At 65.7% G+C, this 21,255-nt stretch carries 17 protein-coding genes; 2 read left to right on the top strand and 15 right to left on the bottom strand.

The window, feature by feature from the left end:
* Positions 1-258 precede the first annotated feature (258 nt).
* Positions 259-1,026, bottom strand: coding sequence for a glucose 1-dehydrogenase (locus B6S44_RS27330; RefSeq protein WP_129159994.1), 768 nt, complete (start codon positions 1,024-1,026; stop codon positions 259-261).
* Between the two features lie 121 nt (positions 1,027-1,147).
* On the opposite strand from B6S44_RS27330, the gene B6S44_RS27325 reads away from it, so the two are divergent.
* Positions 1,148-2,185, top strand: a complete 1,038-nt coding sequence (locus B6S44_RS27325) for an L-idonate 5-dehydrogenase (RefSeq protein WP_129159993.1) — start codon at positions 1,148-1,150, stop codon at positions 2,183-2,185.
* A 122-nt stretch (positions 2,186-2,307) separates the two neighbouring features.
* Here B6S44_RS27325 and B6S44_RS27320 read toward each other — a convergent pair whose 3' ends face one another.
* Both B6S44_RS27320 and B6S44_RS27315 read right to left on the bottom strand, forming a co-directional pair.
* Positions 2,308-4,059 (bottom strand): sensor domain-containing diguanylate cyclase, encoded by a 1,752-nt coding sequence (locus B6S44_RS27320; RefSeq protein WP_129159992.1) that lies wholly within the window; start codon positions 4,057-4,059, stop codon positions 2,308-2,310.
* A gap of 99 nt (positions 4,060-4,158) precedes the next feature.
* Positions 4,159-5,832 (bottom strand): formate--tetrahydrofolate ligase, encoded by a 1,674-nt coding sequence (locus tag B6S44_RS27315; protein WP_129159991.1) that lies wholly within the window; start codon positions 5,830-5,832, stop codon positions 4,159-4,161.
* 272 nt (positions 5,833-6,104) lie between these two features.
* Between B6S44_RS27315 and B6S44_RS27310 the strand changes: the two genes are divergently transcribed.
* Positions 6,105-6,668 carry a dioxygenase family protein gene (locus tag B6S44_RS27310; protein WP_248309783.1) on the top strand — a complete coding sequence of 188 codons (564 nt, stop codon included), beginning with the start codon at positions 6,105-6,107 and terminating at the stop codon, positions 6,666-6,668.
* Between the two features lie 3 nt (positions 6,669-6,671).
* On the opposite strand, the gene B6S44_RS27305 is transcribed toward B6S44_RS27310, so the two are convergent.
* The 12 genes from B6S44_RS27305 to pal all read right to left on the bottom strand — a co-directional run bounded on the left by B6S44_RS27305 (position 6,672) and on the right by pal (position 21,145).
* Entirely contained in the window at positions 6,672-8,621 is a 1,950-nt protein-coding gene (locus B6S44_RS27305) for a hypothetical protein (RefSeq protein WP_248309782.1), read from the bottom strand.
* Between the two features lie 144 nt (positions 8,622-8,765).
* On the bottom strand, positions 8,766-9,176 hold the full coding sequence (locus tag B6S44_RS27300) for a low affinity iron permease family protein (protein ID WP_129159988.1): 411 nt from the start codon (positions 9,174-9,176) through the stop codon (positions 8,766-8,768).
* Positions 9,177-9,248: 72 nt separating this feature from the next.
* Positions 9,249-10,361, bottom strand: coding sequence for an S-(hydroxymethyl)glutathione dehydrogenase/class III alcohol dehydrogenase (locus B6S44_RS27295; protein WP_129159987.1), 1,113 nt, complete (start codon positions 10,359-10,361; stop codon positions 9,249-9,251).
* 31 nt (positions 10,362-10,392) lie between these two features.
* Positions 10,393-10,677, bottom strand: a complete 285-nt coding sequence (locus tag B6S44_RS27290) for a metal/formaldehyde-sensitive transcriptional repressor (RefSeq protein WP_129159986.1) — start codon at positions 10,675-10,677, stop codon at positions 10,393-10,395.
* 83 nt (positions 10,678-10,760) lie between these two features.
* Entirely contained in the window at positions 10,761-11,657 is an 897-nt protein-coding gene (locus B6S44_RS27285; protein ID WP_129159985.1) for a hypothetical protein, read from the bottom strand.
* Positions 11,658-11,920: 263 nt separating this feature from the next.
* Positions 11,921-12,700, bottom strand: coding sequence for an outer membrane protein (locus B6S44_RS27280; RefSeq protein WP_248309781.1), 780 nt, complete (start codon positions 12,698-12,700; stop codon positions 11,921-11,923).
* 327 nt (positions 12,701-13,027) lie between these two features.
* Positions 13,028-14,860, bottom strand: coding sequence for a WG repeat-containing protein (locus tag B6S44_RS27275; RefSeq protein ID WP_129159983.1), 1,833 nt, complete (start codon positions 14,858-14,860; stop codon positions 13,028-13,030).
* 82 nt (positions 14,861-14,942) lie between these two features.
* Positions 14,943-16,283, bottom strand: a complete 1,341-nt coding sequence (gene glmM / locus B6S44_RS27270) for a phosphoglucosamine mutase (protein WP_129160032.1) — start codon at positions 16,281-16,283, stop codon at positions 14,943-14,945.
* A 200-nt stretch (positions 16,284-16,483) separates the two neighbouring features.
* Positions 16,484-18,409 (bottom strand): ATP-dependent zinc metalloprotease FtsH, encoded by a 1,926-nt coding sequence (gene ftsH, locus B6S44_RS27265; RefSeq protein ID WP_129159982.1) that lies wholly within the window; start codon positions 18,407-18,409, stop codon positions 16,484-16,486.
* Between the two features lie 111 nt (positions 18,410-18,520).
* Positions 18,521-19,579 (bottom strand): tRNA lysidine(34) synthetase TilS, encoded by a 1,059-nt coding sequence (gene tilS / locus B6S44_RS27260; RefSeq protein WP_129159981.1) that lies wholly within the window; start codon positions 19,577-19,579, stop codon positions 18,521-18,523.
* Entirely contained in the window at positions 19,576-20,505 is a 930-nt protein-coding gene (ybgF, locus tag B6S44_RS27255; protein WP_129159980.1) for a tol-pal system protein YbgF, read from the bottom strand. The genes tilS and ybgF overlap by 4 nt, the downstream gene beginning before the upstream one ends.
* A gap of 139 nt (positions 20,506-20,644) precedes the next feature.
* A complete protein-coding gene (gene pal, locus B6S44_RS27250; RefSeq protein ID WP_129159979.1) occupies positions 20,645-21,145 on the bottom strand; it encodes a peptidoglycan-associated lipoprotein Pal in 501 nt (166 codons plus the stop codon).
* Positions 21,146-21,255: the final 110 nt, after the last annotated feature.

The raw sequence follows: 21,255 nt of genomic DNA, 5'->3' as shown, positions 1-21,255 counted from the left end.
GGGTCGATGGATCGGCAGGCGAAGACCCTGGCTCACCCACGGGCTTGCTGTCCCTGAGGGTCGTCGGTCTTCCGCCTGCCACCGCACCCGCCAGTGTAGCAGATGAGGCAAAATCAGAGTTACAAGGGACCGCCGCTGATTACTCAAACGCAACGGCGACGCTGCGCCTTCTGCAGATAGGGCAAGCCCTCATCCCTGCCCTTCTCCCACACGGGAGAAGGGTTCCCCGCGCCCTTCGCCAATACGTAACGCCTGACCTCACACCACCGCCGTCAACCCACCATCGACCATGAGCAGATGGCCGCTGACGTAGTCGGACGCTTCCGAGGACAGGAAGATCGCCGCCCCCGCCAATTCCTTGGTCTCGCCCCAGCGGCCGACCGGAGCGCGGCTCTTCACCCAGTTCGAGAAGGTCTCGTCGGCGAGCAGGGCCTGGTTGAGCTCGGTAACGAAATAGCCGGGGCCGATCGCGTTGACCTGGATGTTGTGCTTGCCGAGCTCGGCGGCGAGCCCCTGCGTCATCAGGCTGACGGCGCCCTTCGACGCGGTGTAGGGCACGATGCTCGGCCGGCCGAGCTTGCTCATCACCGAGCCGATATTGACGATCTTGCCACGGTTGCGCGGCGCCATGCGCTTGGCCACCGCCTGGGTGACGTAGAACACCGAGTGCAGGTTCGTCGCCATCAGGAAGTGCCAGTCCTCGGCCGGAAAGTCGACGAAGGCGCCGCGCTTCTGCGTGCCGGCATTGTTGATCAGAATGTCGATCGGCCCGATTTCGGCCTCCACCTTTGCAACGCCGGCCTCGACCGCCTTCTGGTCGGTAACGTCGAAAGCGGCGACCGAGGCCTTGTGGCCGGTCGCCGCGATGGCGCTGCGAGCCTTCTCAAGCTTTCCGGCATCGCGGCCGTTCAGCACGACATGGGCGCCGGCCGCGGCAAGGCCTTCGGCAATCGCAAGTCCGATGCCCTGGCCGGAGCCGGTGACCAGCGCGATGCGCCCATCGAGCTTGAACAGATTGAGCGACATCCTATCCTCCCGGTAGCGTGGCCTGACTTGCCGCTTGTTAGCGTCTCAAGGGTTGGGTAAGCGGTTTAAAACGATTAGACAATGCCGCAGCCGCATGGCTGCCGCTTACGGAGACTCCGCCATGCGCGCCGTCGTGATCCATGCCGAGAAGGACCTGCGGGTCGAGGAAATGGCTGTGCCGGAGCTCGGCCCGCTCGACGTCAAGGTGGCGATCAAGGCCGGCGGCATCTGCGGTTCCGACCTGCACTATTATCTCCATGGCGGCTTCGGCACGATCCGGGTGCGCGAGCCGATGGTCCTGGGCCATGAGATCGCCGGCATCGTCGAGGCGGTCGGCAGCGAGGTCTCGCGGGTGAAGCCGGGCGATCTCGTCGCGGTCAATCCAAGCCGGGCCTGCGGTCGCTGCCGCTATTGCCAGGCCGGCCAGCAGCAGCACTGCCTCGACATGCTGTTCTACGGCAGCGCCATGCGCTTCCCCCATGTCCAGGGCGGCTTCCGCGAGATGCTGGTGATCGAGGAGCGCCAGGCAGTGAAGCTGCCCAGCCATGTCGGCGCGGCGCAGGCCGCCTTCGCCGAGCCACTCGCGGTCTGCCTGCGTGCGGTGAAGCGCGCCGGCGCGCTGCTGGGCAAGCGCGTGCTCGTCACCGGCTCCGGCCCGATCGGCGTATTGACCGTCGTCGCCGCGCGCGCCGCTGGCGCGTCCGAGATCGTCGTCACCGACGTCGTCGACGGCCCGCTTCCGACCGCGCTGAAGATGGGCGCGACGGCAGCGATCAACGTGATGGCGGAGCCGGAGCGGCTGAAGGCCGATTACGGCGCGCAGAAGGGCGCCTTCGACGTGATGTTCGAATGCTCGGGCAACCAGCACGCCCTGACCGGCGCCTTCGACGCACTGCGCCCCGGCGCGGTCATCGTCCAGATCGGTGTCGGCGGCAATTTCACGCTTCCGATGAACGTCGTCGTCGCCAAGGAATTCGACCTGCGCGGCTCCTTTCGCTTCCACGAGGAGTTCGACTGGGCGGTCGAGCTGATCGCGTCGGGCCGCATCGACCTGTCGCCGCTGCTCACCGCCTCGATCCCGATCGAGCGCGCCGTCGAAGCCTTCGAGCTCGCCGCCGACAAGTCGAAGGCGATGAAGGTGCAGCTGGTGTTCGGCTGAAGAACAATCGTCATGCTCGGGCTTGACCCGAGCATCTCAGGCAGGATGAGGCTCTTTCAATGCCTTCGCGTCCTGAGATTCTCGGGTCTGCGCTTCGCTGCGCCCGAGAATGACGCCTCCCCCTAGACCACCCGCCGCAACGCCGTGCCGGATTGCGGCTCGTCGATCGCGACGCCGTCGCGGCCATTGCGCTTGACCTGGTAGAGTGCCGCATCGGCGCGCGCGGCGGCATCGGTCAGGCTGTCTTCAGGACGCGCCATGGCGGCGCCTAGACTCGCCGTCATCGGCACGGCCCGGCCATCGCTGAGCGCGACCGGCGCCTCGCGCAGCAGCGTCGCGATCTTAGCTGCGATCATCGCGAGCGACTCCGCCGTGCTGTCGCTGATCAGCAGGATGAACTCGTCGCCGCCCCAGCGGGCGCAGGCATCGTAGCTGCGCAAGGTCGAGAGCATCCGCCGCACGCAGGCGATCAGCACCTCGTCACCGGCATGGTGGCCGTAGCCGTCATTGACCAGCTTGAAGCGGTCGAGATCGACGATGACGAGCCCGCAGGCCTTGCCATCGCGCCGGGCCCGGTTCTGCTCGCGCGCGAAAACCTCCTCGAAGCCGCGACGGTTCAGCACCGACGTCAGCGGATCATGCTGCGCCAGCTGTTCGAGCTTCTGCGTCCGCTCGGCGACCATCGCCTCGAGCCGGCCGGTATTGTCGCCGACGGCCTGGGCCATCTCGTTGAAGGCCCGCGACAGCCGGGCGATCTCGTCATTGCCCTCCTCCTTCGCGACGGCGGAGAAGTCGCCGGCACGGACCCGGCCGACGCCCTGCTCGACCCACGCCAGCCGGTCGAGCACCTTGCGCTTGAACAGGAAGGTCATCAGCCCGGCGGCCACGATGAGGATCGCCACCATCAGCCCGGCGATCGGGGCGAACAGCTTGCGGTCGATGATGGCGTCGACATCCATCACCGTGACGTTGAACCAGCCGAGCCGGTCGAGGAAGCCGACGCCGACCAGCACCTCGTGCCCATCCATCTGCATGAAGCGGGAGAGCACCAGCGCCTCACCCCTGGCGACGCGCTGCATCATATCGGAAAGCGCCTTGCGGTCGCCCTCCTCGTCGAGCAGGCGGAAGATCGTCTTCTTGGCCGCGGCGTCCTTGGTCAGGCTGTGGAAGTCGACGACGCGCGGATCGCGATGCGCCTGCACCGCGCCCTGCAGGTCGACGAACATGCTCTGCACGCCGGTCTGCGGGAACTCGACGACCTCCTTGATGAACCGGGTCAGGTCGACGCCGGTGCCGATCAGGCCGAGGACCTTGCCCTCCTTCTGGATGATGCAGTTGATCCAGACCTTGGTGACGGAGAGCACATCGTCGCGATTGACGTTGAGATGGCAGCCTTTGCCGAGCGCCCGCGTCTTGAAATACCAGATATCCTGCGCAGCATTCGGCGAGACGGTGTAGCGCAGCCGGTTGCGCTCGTAGCTGTTGTCCTTGTCGTTGAAGTAGTAGTTGCCGCTCTTGTCGACGACGGCGAAATAGCTGCGGTCGGTGAAGGACAGGCGGTAATGCTCGAGCTCGGCGAGGCCGCGCCTGGCCTTCTCCGGATCGGTCTCGTCCTGTGCCCATTCGACGATCACCGGGGCGCGCGCCACTGTCTCGGCCAGCGAGACTTCGCGCATCAGCGCTTCCAGGCCACGATAGCGGTCGAACAGGATCTGCTTCTCGGCGAAGAGAGTGCCGAGCTTCACCACCGTGCTATTGACCATCCAGAGGAAGATGCCGGAGGCCGGTACCGCGATCGCGACCAGCGTCGCCAGGACGAGCATGAGCACACGCGCCTTCAGGCCCGAATTGGTCCAGGCGGTCAGCAAACTCATCTGGTCGGCATCTCCCGCGCCTTCCGACACGTTCGGAATCGCACGAGCGCATGGTGGCCGCGATATGGTTTACACTTCGTTGACGAATGTGGCGGGCCGCTAGAACAGCCCCTCGATCTGGCCGTGCGCGTCGATATAGATGCGCTCCGCCGCCGGCTGGCGGGGCAGGCCGGGCATGGTCATGATGTCCCCGCAGATCGCGACGACGAAGCCGGCACCGGCCGAGAGCCTGAGCTCGCGCACCGGCACGATGTGGCCGGATGGCGCGCCGCGCAGCGTCGGGTCGGCCGAGAAGGAATACTGCGTCTTGGCCACGCAGATCGGCAGGTTGCCATAGCCGGCCGCTTCGAGCTCGGCGATGCGGGCGGTGACCTTGGCGTCCATCGAGATGCCGGCAGCGCCGTAGATTTCGTGTGCGATCGTCTCGAGCTTCTGGCGCAGCGGCATCGCGTCCGGATAGAGCGGCGCGAAATCGGCTTCGCCGCTCTCCGTCAGCGCCGCGACCTTGGTCGCGAGCTCCTCGGTGCCCGCCCCTCCCTCAGCCCAATGCCGGCAGATCACCGCCTCGACGCCGAGATGGTTGCGGCAAAAATTCTGGATCAGCGCATGCTCGGCCGCGCTGTCGCTGGTGAAATGGTTGATCGCAACGATCGCCGGCACGCCGAACTTTCTGACGTTCTCGACATGGCGGGCGAGGTTGGAAAGGCCCACCTCCAGCGCCTTCAGGTTCTCGGTGCCGAGCATGTCGCGCGCGACGCCGCCATGCATCTTGAGGGCGCGCACGGTCGCGACCACCACCGCGACATCCGGCTTCAGGCCCGCCTTGCGGCACTTGATGTCGAAGAACTTCTCGGCCCCGAGATCAGCGCCGAAGCCGGCCTCGGTCACGACATAGTCGGCGAGCTTCAGCGCGGCGCGGGTCGCGATCACCGAATTGCAGCCATGGGCGATATTGGCGAAGGGCCCACCATGGACGAAGGCGGGCGTGCCCTCCAGCGTCTGCACCAGGTTCGGCATCAGCGCATCTCGCAGCAGCACGGTCATCGCGCCTTGGGCGTTGAGCTCGGCCGCCGTGACCGGGCGCCTGCTGCGGGTGCGACCGATGACGATGCGCCCGAGCCGCTCCTCCAGATCGGCGAGATCGGCGGCAAGGCAGAAGATCGCCATCACCTCCGAGGCGACGGTGATGTCGAAACCGTCCTCGCGCGGAAAGCCGTTCATCGCCCCGCCGAGCGAGGAGACGATCGAGCGCAGCGCCCGGTCGTTCATGTCGACGACGCGACGCCAGGCGACATGGCGCTCGTCGAGATCGAGCCCGTTGCCCCAATAGACATGGTTGTCGAGCATCGCCGCCAGCAGGTTGTGCGCGCTGGTGATGGCGTGGAAATCGCCGGTGAAGTGCAGGTTGATCTGCTCCATCGGCACGACCTGGGCATAGCCGCCGCCGGCCGCCCCGCCCTTCTGGCCGAAGCAGGGGCCGAGCGAGGGCTCGCGCAGCGCGATCATGGTGCGTTTGCCGAGGCGCTTCAGACCGTCGCCGAGGCCGACCGTCGTCGTGGTCTTGCCTTCGCCGGCCGGTGTCGGGCTGATCGCGGTGACGAGGATAAGCTTGCCGTCCGGCTTCTCGGCGAAATCCGGGATCGCGCCGGTGTCGACCTTGGCGATGTACTTGCCATAGGGGTGCAGCGCCGCATCGGGAATGCCGGCCGCCTCGGCGACCGCACCGATGGGCTTCAGTGTCGCCGCGCGGGCGATCTCGATATCGGTCGACATGCCGTCCCCTCACCGTCTCGTCGAACGGAACGCCTGTGCCGGCCGATTCCTCGCGGGCGGAACTCTTGCCAAAAAGCGCCGGCAATCGCTAGCGCGCGGGAACATGGGCGCAATGTGCCCACAGGAGACTCAAGTGGGCCTCCCGCCATCACAGTTCGGCGAGGCATCGCCTTTGCCCAAAATCGGACATTGCCGGCGTGGCATGAATGGCGGCGCCGCAGGGCGTGAGGAGGGAAACCATGTCAGACACTCCAAGCCGCCGAGACCTGCTCATGAAGCTCTCGGCAGCGGGCTTCGCGGGTCTCACCCTCCCCACCGATGCATTCGCACAAGGCGTCGAACTGCCGGCGACCCCAGCCTGCGAGGGACACGCCACTACAACCCCGCGCCAGACCGAAGGCCCTTTCTTCACCCCCTCTTCCCCGCAGCGCGCCGATCTGCGCGCCGACGGCGACGGTACTCTCCTGGTGCTCAGCGGCTTCGTGCTGACGCGGCAATGCCGACCGGTCCCCAGCGCCCTGCTCGATTTCTGGCATGCCGATACATCCGGACAGTACGACAATCGCGGCTTTCGCTTCCGCGGTCATCTGTTCGCCGACCAGCAGGGCCGCTACCAGTTCATCACCCGCGCGCCGGGGCTCTATACCGGCCGCACCCGCCATCTTCATGTGAAGGTGCGTGCCGGTACGCAGAGCCCGGTGCTCACCACCCAGCTCTATTTTCCCGACGAGCCCGGCAACCGCCGCGACGGCCTGTTCGATCAAAAACTGCTGATGAGCCTGCGCCCGGCCGAAGGCGGTCAGCTCGGGCGCTTCGACTTCGTGCTGGCGGCCTGAGCCCTAAAGCCGCGCCGCCTGCGGATCGGGATGGCCGTCGATGCGCATCTGGAACAGGAAATAGGTCGGCGAACAGAAGCCGTAGTCCTTGACCGTCGTGGTCGCACCCGGCACGTCGTCGGGGATCGCCTGGCACATATAGTCCTCGCGGCAGAAGCTGGTGGCGCTGCAGGTGCCGCGATTGCCGCGCGTCACCGCCTTTGACAGACAGTCATCGAACCGGTTGGTCGCGACACAATCGTCGAAGGCCTTGCCGCCGGCGAGCCCGCAGATCTCGTCGGGAACCTTGCCATTGGCGAAGCCTGCGAAGGTCCGATCGGCCGGCGTGCACTGGCGATAGGCCATCCCGGCGGGAACGCCGATCTTGGCCGGCCGGCAGTTGAAGGCGGTCTGCGAGAAGCCGGTGGCGAAGGCGCCGAACTGGCCGGTCTTGCGGTAGCGGTCGAGATAAGGCTTGCCGACGGCGGTGGTGATCGCGCCGGTCAGGCAGGGCTGGCCGGAGAAATTGCGGGCCTCGTCCAGCCTGACGCACTGGCCGAGCTCGATTCCAACCGCCTTGCTCTCGACCAACGGCTTGCAAACCGAGCCTGCGGCGCAAGCCCAGCTTTCGCCAAAGGCTTTCGCGCTCTCACCCGTCAGGCAGGGCATGGTCAGTGCAGCAGGCATGTAGGTAAAGGGCCGCTCCGCCTGCCAGTTCGCCGGCGACGCGAAGGATGGCGGGCGGTAGCGTTCCGGCTCCGTGCCAGCCGCTACGGCTGCGACATAGGCCGCGCGGCGAAAACCTTCCGCATAGAAATGCGGGGATATGCCGGTCTTGATCCGGTTCAGCGCCGAGGTCGAGCCGTCGTCGAGCCCAAACATGTGGAACCCGGCGGTGGCGCCAGCCTGATGACAGCCCATGCAGGAGCCGTTGTCGAGCCGCTCCAGCAGCGCCCTCTCATTGCGCACCAGCCGGGTCGCGCCGAAATCGAGCCCCGTCAGCGCGGTCACCGGAACGGCTTCGGTGAAAGGGTGGTTGGCCAACCGGGCGCTGCCGAAGGTCGAATAGGAGATCGCCTTCGTCGCCAAGAAGCGCTCGGGAACCTGATAGACCCCGCCATCGATCGCCGGGAGATTGGCCCTGACGTAGTCGATCAGCCCCTGCCGCAGCGCCGCATCCGACTTCAGCCGCGCCACATCCGGCGTGTTTTCCAGCGGCTTGGGCTTGAGCGTCAGGCCGCCCTCGCCCCGACCAGCAGCGAACACGCGCTGGAGATAGGCGGCCTGCCCGCCGAACTCCGTCTCCATGCCGGACGGGAAGCGCACGATCTGGGCGTTGACCTCGACCTGCTTGAGGCTGATCCGTTCCTTCGCCAGCGGTCCGCTGGCGAGCTGTCGCGCCAGCACGGCCGGGTCGCTACCGGGTTCGATCAGCCAGGCTTGCGCGGCCTTTCGGCAGGAACCACCCTCGCCTGCCCCGACGCTGAAGACCGCGTTGAGCGTGAATGGCAGGCGCGAGGCCAGCCGGCGCTTCAGCTTCGCATCGTCGAAGGCATAGGCGAGCCGGTAGATCAGGCGTACCTCGCCGCAACCGGCCTCGCCGGAGAGCGCGGCGAAGTCCTGCCGGTCGAGCCGGTTGACCACGGCCGTCAGCTGGAACCGCGCGATCGGCGAGCGCAGCCAGCGCAGGTCGATGACCCGGCCGACATTGCCGTCGGTGACCTCGTAGAGCTTGCGGCCATTGGCGAGCATCTCGGCACGCAGCACGCTGACGTCCTCGCCGACATGGCTGGCAATCGTCCTGAAAGCGGCGCTGTCCCTAGCGAGTGCGGCGGTGCTGTCGGCCCCGCCGGCATTGAGAACATCAGCCAGCGCGTAGCCTGCCGTTTCGAGGCGGCGCAGCGTCACGACATCCTGGACATCGAGCAGCGGTTCGGCCGCGCCAACAGCCGTGCTCGCGAGCCAGAGCAGCATCGCCAGACCAAGCCTGCGCCGACCCGCCCCTCGCATGGCAATGTCCCCAGCCGATTCGCGCCGCAATGCGCGCTCCGCGACGGAGGATAGCGTGACGCCTGCCGGCGTCCAGTTGGGTAAACTTGCGGCCGCCGATCGGTGATATCAGGCGGAGTGGCCTTCACGAGCGGCGCGTGCCTTGCGCGCCAGTTCCTCGAACTCCTGCCGCATCTCCTCGAGCTTGTCCTCGTCCAGCTCCTCGAGATCGAGCAGCTCCTCGCGCGCGCCTTCGATCTTGTTGATCAGCTCGTCGAGCTTGATCTGCATCGCCGCGGTATCGCGGTTCTGGCTGTTCTGGATGATGAACACCATCAGGAAGGTGACGATCGTCGTCGAGGTGTTGATCACCAGCTGCCAAGTGTCGTTGAAGCCGAAGAACGGTCCAGACAGCGCCCAGACGACGATGATGGCGAGCGCGATGAAGAAAGTCTGCGGCTTGCCCGCCCAATGGCTCGTCGTCTGCGACAGGCGGGTGAAAAGCGAGCGGCTGGCGCTCCCCTGTTTGGCTGTTGTCATGGCCGGTCCCCCGATGCGCGTCCCGATCAACGATGATCGGGCAGAAGCGTTCCGGGGACCGGCCTGGTATTCTCAGTAGACCACGACCGAGCGGATCGACTTGCCCTCATGCATCAGGTCGAAGCCATGGTTGATCTCGTCGAGCGAGAGCTTGTGGGTGATCAGGTCGTCGATGTTGATCTTCCCCTCCATGTACCAGTCGACGATCTTCGGCACGTCGGTGCGGCCCCTCGCCCCGCCGAAGGCCGTGCCCTTCCAGACCCGGCCGGTGACGAGCTGGAACGGCCGGGTGGCGATCTCCTTGCCGGCCTCGGCGACGCCGATGATGATCGACTCGCCCCAGCCGCGATGGCAGCATTCCAGCGCCTGGCGCATCACATTGGTGTTGCCGGTGGCGTCGAAAGAGAAGTCGGCGCCGCCGCCGGTCAGGTCGACGATCGCCTGCACCACCTTGTCGTTGCCGATCTCGGCCGGATTGATGAAGTCGGTCATGCCGAATTTTTCGGCCATGGCGCGCTTGCCCGGGTTGATGTCGACGCCGATGATCTTATCGGCCCCGACCATGCGGGCACCCTGGATCACATTGAGGCCGATGCCGCCGAGTCCGAAGACGACGACACTCGCGCCGGGCCAGACCTTGGCGGTGTAGATCACCGCGCCGATGCCAGTGGTCACGCCGCAGCCGATATAGCAGATCTTGTCGAAGGGTGCGTCCTCGCGGACCTTGGCGAGCGCGATCTCGGGCAGCACCGTGAAGTTCGCGAAGGTCGAGCAGCCCATATAGTGGAAGATCTCGCCGCCATCGCAGGAGAAGCGCGAGGTGCCGTCCGGCATCAGCCCCTGCCCCTGCGTCGCCCGGATCGAGGTGCAGAGATTAGTCCGGCGCGACAGGCAGGACTTACAGCTGCGGCACTCCGGCGTGTAGAGCGGGATGACGTGGTCGCCGGGTTTCAGCGCGGTGACGCCGGCCCCGACCTCGCGCACGATGCCAGCGCCCTCATGGCCGAGGATCGCTGGGAACTTGCCCTCCGAGTCCAGGCCCGAGAGCGTATAGGCGTCGGTATGGCAGATCCCGGTCGCCATCACCTCGACCAGCACCTCGCCGGGCTTCGGCCCGCCGATCTCGATGGTCTCGATCGTCAGCGGCTTGCCGGCCTCCCAGGCCACGGCTGCACGTGTCTTCATCGGGCGTTTCCTTGTGATGGTATCGCGGGGATCATTTGAGATAGGTGCGGACGACACGCATGGTTCGCGCGATCTCGTCCGCTTCATCCGGCTGCGGCGCGCCTGCCGAGGAACCTGCCAGCATCGTCTCGCGCAGATGGCTTTCCAGCACTTCAGCCATCAGCCCGGTCGCGGCGCCTCGCAGGGCCGAGAGCTGCTGCAACAGCGCGCCGCAGTCCTCGCCGCGCTCGACCGCCAGGATCAGCGCATCGGCCTGTCCGCGAATCCGGCGCAACCGCGTGACCGCGCGCTTCTTCTCTTCGGGAGTGTGCGGCATGCGCCCATGATACTGGGGTGGAGTATTATTCCCTGATTTAGGGCGGCGCAGAGGATGATGTCAACGTGCCGTCCGGGAGCGGCCTAGAACGTCCAGCCGATGTCGACCTGAACGAGGTGGCGGCTGAAATTGCTCAGGTCGAGCGGGCCGTGGCGGCCACGCTCATGGCCCGTGACCTGGACATTATAGGCGATGGACAGCGCCAGACGCTCGGTCGCCTGCCAATAGACACCGGGTCCGACGAAGGTGGCGTGGCCGGCATGGTTGCCGAAGCCGAGCGAGTTCTGCTGCCGCAGATGCCGAACCTCGCCGCTGAGATAGACGCCGTCGACGACCTGCCAGGCGAGGGCCGCGCCGGCGGCGAAGGTCGAGGAGCGCGAAAAGGGCTCGGTCCCGTTCCAGATCATGTTGTGGGAGACGTTGACGGCAGCATAGAGCGTCTCCGGAATCAGGACGCGGTCGGCGAGCACCCGGAAGCCGGTGTTGTAGCTGTCGAAGCGGCCGGTCTGCTTGTCGTCATTGCGCTCGGCGCCGACATCCATGCCGAAGGTCAGGCCAAAACCGTGATGGCTGTGATTGAGCAGGCGGTAGCGCATCTCCAGGCCGGCGCCATGGCTTCTGTCCTTGAGCCTGTCGCGCGCGATGACGGAGCGTGTCGTGCCGCCAAATAGCGAGGCGCCGATCTCGAGACAAGGCAAAAGCCCATAGGAGCCAGTCAACGTGGCGCTACGGCTGCGCGAGCGCCCTTCGCGGACACCGACATTGCCGCCCAGCGTCAGTCCAAAGCTGCCACCGCCGAGATCAGCGATGCCCGAGCTGTCGGTGAAGCCGAAGGCGTCGGTCGGCGCGTCGTCGGAACTATCGCAGACAGAGGCGGCGCCAGGTCGCGGCTCGGCCTCAGTCGCCGAGGCGGGAGTGCCCCAACTCGGTGCGATCACGGCAAGCGCTAAGGCCGACCGTGCCAAAAGGCTCAGTGTCATATGCAAAATCCCCCCGGCTTGCTGCCAGCGAACGAAGCAGGGGTGGCTTAAGTGCTCATGAACAGGTGGCGTCGGGCCGATCGATCTTTGGCGCCGAGCTTAACCTTAGGTAATTTCGGCCATCTGTATTGAAGCGATCCGCCCGGTTTCGCGGCCGGGCGCAGCAAGTTTCCGCATGCCCACCGGCACACGGGGTAGCTCAAAACCAACGGCGCGGTCTTCCGACCGCGCCGCCAAAATCGTCGTGAAGGCTGGAAAGCCGCTCAGTACTTGCGCACGACCGGGGCCGGGGCATAGGTGACCGGGCGCTCGACCGGGCCGCAACAATCGGGGTCGCCGAAGTTCCAGCGCATGCCGATGCGGAAATCGTGGCTGTCGATATCCTTGACCTTCAGCGGCGAGTAGGACTCGTTCAGGAAGGCATTGCGGATACGGCCAGAGTGGGCGTCGCCCAGATTGAGATAGCGGTAGCCCACTTCGAGCGTGAGGTTCTTGTTCACCTCATAACCGACGCCGGCCATCAGCGCCCAGGCCATGCCCGACTTGTCACCGTTGCCGGCGGTGCCGAGCGTGCCGGCGCCGGTGAACTGCAGGCCCTGATCGGTCAGGCCGCTGATGCGGTTGGTCGCGTAACCGATACCGGCGCCGATATAGGGCGTCAGGCAGTTCCAGGTGCCGAGATCGACATAGGCATTGAACAGGGCGACGATCGAAGAGAGGTTACCCTTATATGTGTTGGTCTGATTGCCACCGATGAAGGGGTTGAACACCACGTCGGTGGCGCCGATCGTGGCCCCGCCGCGATATTCCAGCGTGCCGTCGACGCGGAACCAGTTGTTGAAGCGATAACCGATGCCCGCCCCGGCGAAGTAGGAGTTGGACCTGTCCTCCTTGGTGACGAAGCTTCCGCCGAACTGGCTGACTTCCGCCTGGCTGTAATCGCCATAATTGGTGACGCCGACGCCGATATCGCCGCGCAGGTAGATGCCCGACGAGATCGTGCCGCGCAGTTCCGGCGGCGGAGGCGCGGGCGGCGGAGCCATCGGAAAATCCGCGGCCTGGGCGATGGCGGACGCGCTCACGGCCATGGCGCCTGCAAGCGCAAGGGTTTTCAGGCTGCGCATGGCAGGCCCCTTCGAGTTTGCATGCAGCTGGACTCAAGCGCACGCGAGTTACCGATGGGGAAACCTTGCCACGGATTTCTTAAACGAGACTTAACCCTAAAAACTAACCCTATCGACGCGTAAACGAAGACTGGCGACTTGCTGGTTCGGTAACACGGCCAGGACTTTCAAACACCTCCTGACCGGAACCTCTGCGGAGGCCGACGCCAGCGCCAGGAATGACGGCAGCGTAGATCCCGCACTCGCTCAGCGCATTATCGAGAATGAAGCGGCACCGCGTTCCGGAATCATGCGCGGCGGATCGGTCCGGAGATCAGCGCCGAACTCCAGATAGGCCCGGCTCCATTGCACGCTGTTCTCATAGGCGTCATCGGAAAAGCGTTCTGGAGAGGAATGCGTTTGAAGGTAGGGATATCGGCTCTCAGTACAGCGCGGGCGCTCGCGAGCTGTCCTCTCCTGACCCAAGGGGCACCACTGCCGTTTGCTGTCGACGGGCACCCAAGCCACGCCGTTTCTGAAACAGTGAATCGCACGATACTCGCGTTTGATGAGTTCGCGTCCGTCCGCATCGACTATTCCCCAGACCCGGCTGCCGTCTGGTGCCGTATCGGCCTTGATCGTGGCCCCGTCTCCGCCGCATCTTAGAAAGGCCGCGCGATCGACCTTCCGCACCGGTGCAGGCTGCTCCTCGCCCCGCGCATTGATCCAGAACTCCCGGCCGGCCTCCTTGGCTTTAAGAAGCTCCGTACCGTCCGCAGGCGTGAGTTGATCGTAGCGCGGCTCGATCACGTGGCGCCCCGTGGTGTCGATGACGCCCCATTTCCCGCCCTGCGCGACCGCGGCAAAGCCGTTCCCAAAACCGTAGATGTTGTCGAATGCCGGCGTGCCGTTCAGCACAAGCCCGTCTACACCGACAAATCCCCATTTCGCCCCGAGTTTCACGGGCGAGGGTTTGTCGCAGTAGAGCTTGTTATAGGTGTAGTCCAGCAGGTGGGGCACGGTCGGCCGGCTGTCGCGTCCCATGACCTGCACTTTACCGTCCTGCCAAAGCAATCTGACGCCCGACGGGCATGCAGCGATCACTTGACCGTCTTTGGGATTGGCGACGATGCGGCCGTCACGGCCCAGGCCAACCCACTTGCCGTCCAGCAACACCTCGGCAACGTCACCACGCTCGGGGCGTTCCACCTTGTCGAACAACTGGCCGCCGATGACATTGCCTGCCCTATCGAGAAGCCCTTCCTTGCCTCCCTCTCGCGCCAAACCAAAGCCGTTCCGCCAATAGTGCAGCCACCATGCACGCATCGGCACAACCAGGTTGCCATCAGGATCGATGGCGCCGCATTGCCGTGTTTCGCCCTTCCCTTGTTCCGGCTCACAAACGATGGCGCGCTCATCGCTCAAAGCCTGGACATGCACATAGCGTGGCTCGATCTGCCATCTGCCATCTGCACGCAAAAGCCCGAAGATGCGGTCGCGACTAGCCCAGATCAGGCCGCTTTTGCCGCGATCGAACTGCTGTATCCCGTATTGTGGCTTGGCGATCCAGCCAGAACTGAGAGAAAAAAGGCCAAACGCACCTTGGCCGGAAATAAAGCCGAATGAGAGGGATTCGAGTTTTTCAAAGCCCTCCAAATAGCCTGAGGTCCACGTTCCTTCGCGCACGAGAAATACGTCGCTCGTAAACGGGATGACCCGCGCGAACTGCGGCTGGATGACCAGTATGCCGCGGCGATCGATGGCACCCATCTTGCCGTCGATCAGAACCTCTGCGTGCCCCCGATGGAATTCTCCAGCCAAGTCGAACTGCGCGGGGATGACGACCGTCCCGGTTTCATCGATGAAGCCGAAGCGGCCCTCGATACGGACAGAGGCCAATCCCTCGGAGAACGGAAATGCGCGCTCGAAACGACGCGGGATGACTTCCGCTTTCGTCTCGTGGTCGACAAATCCGCATAGGTCGAACGTGCCGCCGCAGGACGACATCCACTTGGCCGAACGAGATTGCGCGAGAGCCTCGGGGCCCGCATAGAACCAAACAACGAGGGCGAAAAGCGCAATGCAGATCGATCGCGGCAATTCTCGCCTCCCTAGTCGGTTCGGTTTGATACCCTCTCACTTGCGTCGGATTTAAGGTCTGCCGAAGGCAGCTCCTGGTCGCTCAGGCCGCCGCCTTCGTCACTGCCTCGACCACCTCGTCTACGGCGCGCATGACGAGGTCACGGTCGTCGCCCTCGGCCATGACGCGGATCACCGGCTCGGTGCCCGAGGGACGGATCACCAGCCGCCCGCTCTCGCCGAGCAGCTGCTCGGCCGCCTTGATCGCACTGACGACGGGCTTTTCCTCCAGTGGCCGGCCCTGCTTGTAGCGGACATTCTTGAGGATCTGCGGCAGCGGCTCGAAGCAATGGCAGACCTCGGAGACCGGCTTCTCCTGCCGCTTGACCACGGCGAGCAGTTGCAGCGCCGCGACCAGGCCGTCGCCGGTCGTGCCATAGTCCGAGAGGATGATGTGGCCGGACTGCTCGCCGCCGAGATTGAAGCCGTTCGCGCGCATATGCTCCAGCACGTAGCGGTCGCCGACCGCAGTGCGCGCCATCGACAGGCCGAGACCCGCCAGGTAGCGCTCCAGGCCGAGATTGGACATCACGGTGGCGACGATGCCCGGAGCGGAAAGACGCCCATCTTCCTGCCAGCTGCGCGCAATCACGCCCATCAATTGGTCGCCATCGACGACCTGGCCCTGCTCGTCGACGATCAGGACGCGATCGGCGTCGCCGTCGAGCGCAATGCCGAGATCGGCGCGCAGCTCGCGCACCTTCTGGCTGAGTGCCGCTGGCTTGGTCGAGCCGACATCCTTGTTGATGTTGAAACCATCGGGCTCGTCGCCGATGGTGATGACCTCGGCGCCCAGTTCCCAGAGCGCCTCCGGCGCGACCTTGTAGGCCGCGCCATTGGCGCAATCGAGCACGATGCGCAGGCCGTCCAGGCCGAGATTGCGCGGCAGGGTCCGCTTGGCGAACTCGATATAACGCGCATGGGCGCTCTCGACACGCTTGGCCCGGCCGAGCATCGCCGAGGGCGAGAGCTGCTTGCCGAGATCGGAATCGATCAGCCGGGTGATCTCCGCCTCGAGCTCGTCGTTGAGCTTGTAGCCATCCGGCCCGAACAGCTTGATGCCGTTGTCCTCATAGGGGTTGTGCGAGGCCGAGATCATCACGCCGAGATCGGCGCGCATCGAGCGGGTCAGCATCGCTACAGCCGGCGTCGGCATGGGGCCGAGCAGCAGCACGTCCATCCCGACCGAGGTGAAGCCGGCGACGAGGGCGTTCTCGATCATGTAGCCCGACAGCCGCGTATCCTTGCCGATCACCACGCGATGGCGATGGTCGCCACGGCGGAAGGCGATGCCGGTCGCCTGGCCGACGCGCATGGCGAGGTCCGGCGTGATGACGCCGTTGGCGCGTCCGCGAATGCCGTCGGTGCCGAAGTACTTGCGTATCATGGTCGCCCTCGGAGCCTTGCCCGGCTCGTTGCTTTTGCAGCTCATACAGGCGTTTTGCCCGCTCAGCTTCTCACAAATTGTGTCGAACCGTATCCATCAAGCAACGATAATCCCGTTCAGCGTCAATTGCGGGGATGATCATGACAAAGGGCGGCTCGAAGGCCGCCCTTTGATCGCTCTTACGGTTTTGTGTCCGCTCAAGCCTGCGGCTGCGGCTCCAGCCCCGTATCCGGCTCGTCGCGCTTGCGGCCCTTGCCGGCGCTCGGTACGGCCGAGCCGCGCGGCGCATGCGGCGTGTCGTCGGCATCGCGGGACGGGCGCTTGCCCGCGATCAGGTCACGGATCTCATCGCCGGTCAGCGTCTCGAACTCGAGCAGCGCCTCGGCCACCGCGACGAACTCGTCATGGTGCTTGCTGAGGATCTCCTTGGCGTCGATATAGCCCTGGTTGACCAGCCGGCGCACCTCGCTGTCGATCTTCTGCGCCGTCGCCTCCGACAGGCTCTGCGTCCGTCCCATCGACATGCCCAGGAAGACTTCCTCCTGGTTGTCGCCATAAGCGACCAGGCCGAGCTCGTCGGAATAGCCCATCTGCGTCACCATGGCCTTGGCCATCTTGGTCGCCTGCTGGATGTCGCCGGTGGCGCCGGAGGTGATGTTCTCCTTGCCGAAGGTGATCTCCTCAGCGACGCGCCCGCCCATGGCGACCGCGAGCTGCGAGGTGAACTCCTTGAACTTCATCGAGTAGCGGTCGCCCTCCGGCAGGAACTTGACCATGCCGAGCGCGCGGCCGCGCGGGATGATCGTCGCCTTGTGGACCGGGATACCGGCCGGGACGTAGAGCCCGACGATGGCGTGGCCGGCCTCGTGATAGGCGGTCAGCTTCTTCTCCTCCTCGGACATCGCCATCGATTTGCGCTCGGCGCCCATCATGACCTTGTCCTTGGCGTCCTCGAATTCCGCATGGGTGACCATGCGCTTGCCACGGCGGGCGGCGAGCAGGGCGCCCTCGTTGACGAGGTTCATCAGATCGGCGCCGGAGAAGCCGGGCGTGCCGCGGGCCAGGACCTTGAGGTCGACATCGGGAGCGAGCGGGACCTTGCGGACATGGACGCGCAGAATCTTCTCGCGCCCGGCGACGTCCGGGTTCGGCACGACGATCTGGCGGTCGAAGCGCCCGGGGCGCAGAAGCGCAGGGTCAAGCACGTCGGGCCGGTTGGTCGCGGCGATGATGATCACGCCCTCGTTCGGCTCGAAGCCGTCCATCTCGACCAGCAGCTGGTTCAGCGTCTGCTCGCGCTCGTCATTGCCGCCGCCGAGGCCGGCGCCGCGATGGCGGCCGACCGCATCGATTTCATCGATGAAGATGATGCAGGGCGCGTTCTTCTTGGCCTGCTCGAACATGTCGCGCACACGGCTGGCGCCGACGCCGACGAACATCTCGACGAAGTCCGAGCCCGAGATCGTGAAGAACGGCACGTTCGCCTCGCCGGCGACGGCGCGCGCGGTCAGGGTCTTGCCGGTGCCCGGAGGGCCGACCAGCAGCACACCGCGCGGAATACGCCCGCCGAGGCGCTGGAACTTCTGCGGATCGCGCAGGAACTCGACGATCTCCTGCAGATCTTCCTTGGCCTCGTCGATGCCCGCGACGTCCTCGAAGGTGACGCGGCCATGCGCCTCGGTGAGGAGCTTCGCCTTGGACTTGCCGAAGCCCATCGCCCGGCCGGCACCGTTCTGCATCTGGCGGGACATGAAGATCCACAGGCCGATGAAGATCACGAAGGGCAGCGAGTTGACGAGCAGCGCCATGAACCAGGGCGTGCCCTCGGAGGGAGCGCGGGCCGAGACCTGCACGCCCTTCTGCGCCAGCGTCTTCAGGAGCGCCGGATCGCCATAGGGCGCATAGGTGACGAAGCTGCGCCCGTCCGAGAAGGTGCCGGTGATCTCCTGTCCAGCGACCACGACGTTCGCGATGCGACCAGCCTCGGACTCGTTGATCAGCTGGCTGTAGGGAATTTCATTGGTGCTGGCGCGCTGGCTCGGGCTCTGGAACAAGGTGACCAGCGCCAGAACCAGCAGGAAGATCACCACCCAGAGGGCGAAATTGCGGAAGTTCGGATTCATCAGGGTTCCGATCCGCTCGCCAGCGGAATTGCCGCGCGAGCCTGTGATTTTCGCTGCTTAATCTAGGGCTGTCATGCCTCCTTGCCAAGGGAAGGCTAGCTCTTCTTCTCGTTATACCGTCGCAGGGTGAACGCCTCGGCGCCTTTCGCCTTCGCGCATCAGCGTCAGCACCCCGTCACCGGAGAGCGACAGGCGGAAGCCGCCAAGCGTGCGGCGCAGCGCCCTGCCCTCGCGTGCCGCGACGATCAGGGCCTGCGCGCAATCCTCAAGCCGCGCCAGACGAAGCGGCACATCGTCTTCCTCGTCATTGTCCTGCGCCGCGGCGAGCGCGAGCGCCAGGCCCCGGACGACGATCTCCTCAGGCTCGTGGCAGAGTCGCGCAAAATCGAACCAGCGCTCTCCAGCCTCCCCGCCGGCCGGCAAGGCCGCCAGGGCGCGGACTGCGAGAACATCCAGCGCCTCCTCGGCCCGCGCCAGCCGGCGGGCGAGTTGGCCGAGCCGCTCGGCCGTCAATCCGTCCTGCGCCAGCTCAGGCAAGAGCTCGCGCCAGCGGATGCGTGCGAAACGCGGGTCGTTGTTCGACGGATCACGTACGAAAGAGAGGCCACGCGCCTTGCAGGTCGCGATGAGCCGGGCTTTCTCGACGCCAAGCAGCGGCCTTGCGAGCACGACTCCGTTCACCGAGCTACGGGGAGCCATCCCCGCGAGACCGGCAAGGCCGGAGCCCGCGGCCATGCGGATCAGCAAGGTCTCGGCCTGGTCGTCGAGGGTATGGGCAGTGACGATCGCCGTGGCACCGAACGCCCGTGCCTCCTCTGCCAGCAGGGCGTAGCGGGCGGCTCGCGCGTTCTCCTGCAAGCCGGTCTGCGGCTTAGGGCCCAGCCAGCGCTTCGTGCGATGCTCGAGCCTGAGCCCGGCGCAGAGCTGGGCGACCATCAGCGCTTCCTCAGCCGCCTCGGGGCGCAGGCCATGATCGACGGTTACAGCCAGGAGCCGCGGGCGACCGCGGCTAGCCCATTCGGCAAGAAGCGCGAGAAGCGCGACGGAATCCGGCCCGCCGGACACCGCGACGAGCAGTGCTTCCTCGCCCGCGAGCGGAGCACACAGGACAGCGGCGTCCGCCGCCGTCAGGGGTTCGTATCCAGCAGTCTCTGGAGGTGCCGCGGTCAAGCGCAGCGGGCGCGCCGCTGCTCGCGCTCCACGCCCTGACGCACGGTATTCGAAGCGGCCGGATAATCGACGCCGACCTTGGCAAAGGTGGCACAGGCCTGGTCGCGCGCGCCAAGCCCGTTCAGCGACATACCGAGCTTGAGCAGGCTGTCGGGGCCTTTCCCGGCCTTCGGATAATCGCGCGAGATCTTCAGGAACTGCTCGGCCGCTTCGCGATAGCGCTGGCGCTGAAAATAGCTCTCGCCGAGCCAGAAGGTCGCGTCGGGCGCCAGCCGGTCGCGCGGATAGCTCTGCAGGAATTCGCGGAAGCTCATCTCGGCGCGCTCGTATTCCTTGCGCAGCACATGCGCATAGGCGAGGTCGTAGAGTTCGCGCGGGGTGCCTGCCTGCCCGGTCGCAGCGACACTCGGGCCACGCGGCGCCGTCGGCGGCAGCGCGCCTTCCGGCACCGGGCGGCCGACATTGGAGAGGTCCATCGGACCCTGCCCGGACGCCGGATTGCCGGCATAGTCATCCTCGATGATTTGGCCGAGCTGACGTGGCGCGCCGGCCGTGCCTGGCTGCGCAGCAGGATCGAAGGCGTCGCCGCGACGCTCACGCCCGGGCTGCGTCGGCGGGGCGGCCGGGCGGGCGCCCTGCGGCGCCTGGCTGGCACTGCCGCGCTGTCCACCGCGCTCCGACAGGCGGAAATCAACGTCTTCCTGGAACTTGCGCAATTGCTCGGTCAGGCGCCGGTTCTCGAACTGCAATTGTTCGATCTGGCCGGAGAGCTGACGCAGCTGGTTCTCGAGACGGCCCGTCCGCACCACGAGGTCGGCAGCATCCTGCGCAGCAGCAGGCTGGATCAGGCCGATCGCCAGCAGCGACAGGCCAGCGAGCAAGGCGCGCCGCAACGAGAGCCGCTTCAGGCCCAAGATCGAAATCATTGCAAAGCTCATGTCAAGCAAACCGCATCGCCCCGGAAGTCAGAACTATCACACGTGAATACCGCGGCCAAAATATGGAAAAGCCGGCGCTTTCCTTGCGGTAAGCGCCGGCTGCGTCAAGTCTTGTCAGGCGCCTGGATCAGACGCCGCCACCGGCGTCGAGCACCGTCACGGCGCGCCGGTTCTGCGACCAGCAGGAAATGTCGTTGCAGACGGCGACCGGGCGCTCCTTGCCGTAGGAGATAGTGCGGATGCGGTTGCCCGGGATGCCGCGCGAGGCGAGGTAGTCGCGCACGGTCTGGGCGCGGCGGGCGCCGAGCGAGTAATTGTATTCGCGGGTGCCGCGCTCGTCGGCATGGCCTTCGATGGTGAAAGTGTAACGCGGGTAGCGCTGCAGCCATCCCGACTGCTTGTCGAGGGTCGCGACCGCGGTCGTGGTCAAATCGGTCGAGTCGGTCTCGAAGAAGACGCGGTCGCCGACATTCACGACGAAATCCTGCGCGCTGCCGGGGGTGGCGGCGCCGCCGGCGCCGAAACCATCGGCGTTCTGATCCTTGGCGCAGGCGCCGAGGGCGAGCGCGCCCAGGAGGACGGCAGCGAGGCGCACGGTGCGGGCGCTGGCAGCAAAGGAGGCGAGCATGTCAATTCTCTCCGAATGTCGGACGCGGAGCGCGCCGGGCGGCGTCACGCGTTACCCATCAATGATGTGTCAACCTAAACGAGACCTTGCCAGAACAAGGCGAAGTGGCG

Origin of the sequence: Allobosea sp. Tri-44 (assembly GCF_004123845.1) — a bacterium.
Classification (GTDB): domain Bacteria; phylum Pseudomonadota; class Alphaproteobacteria; order Rhizobiales; family Beijerinckiaceae; genus Allobosea.
This window is presented reverse-complemented; position numbering and strand designations above follow the sequence as displayed.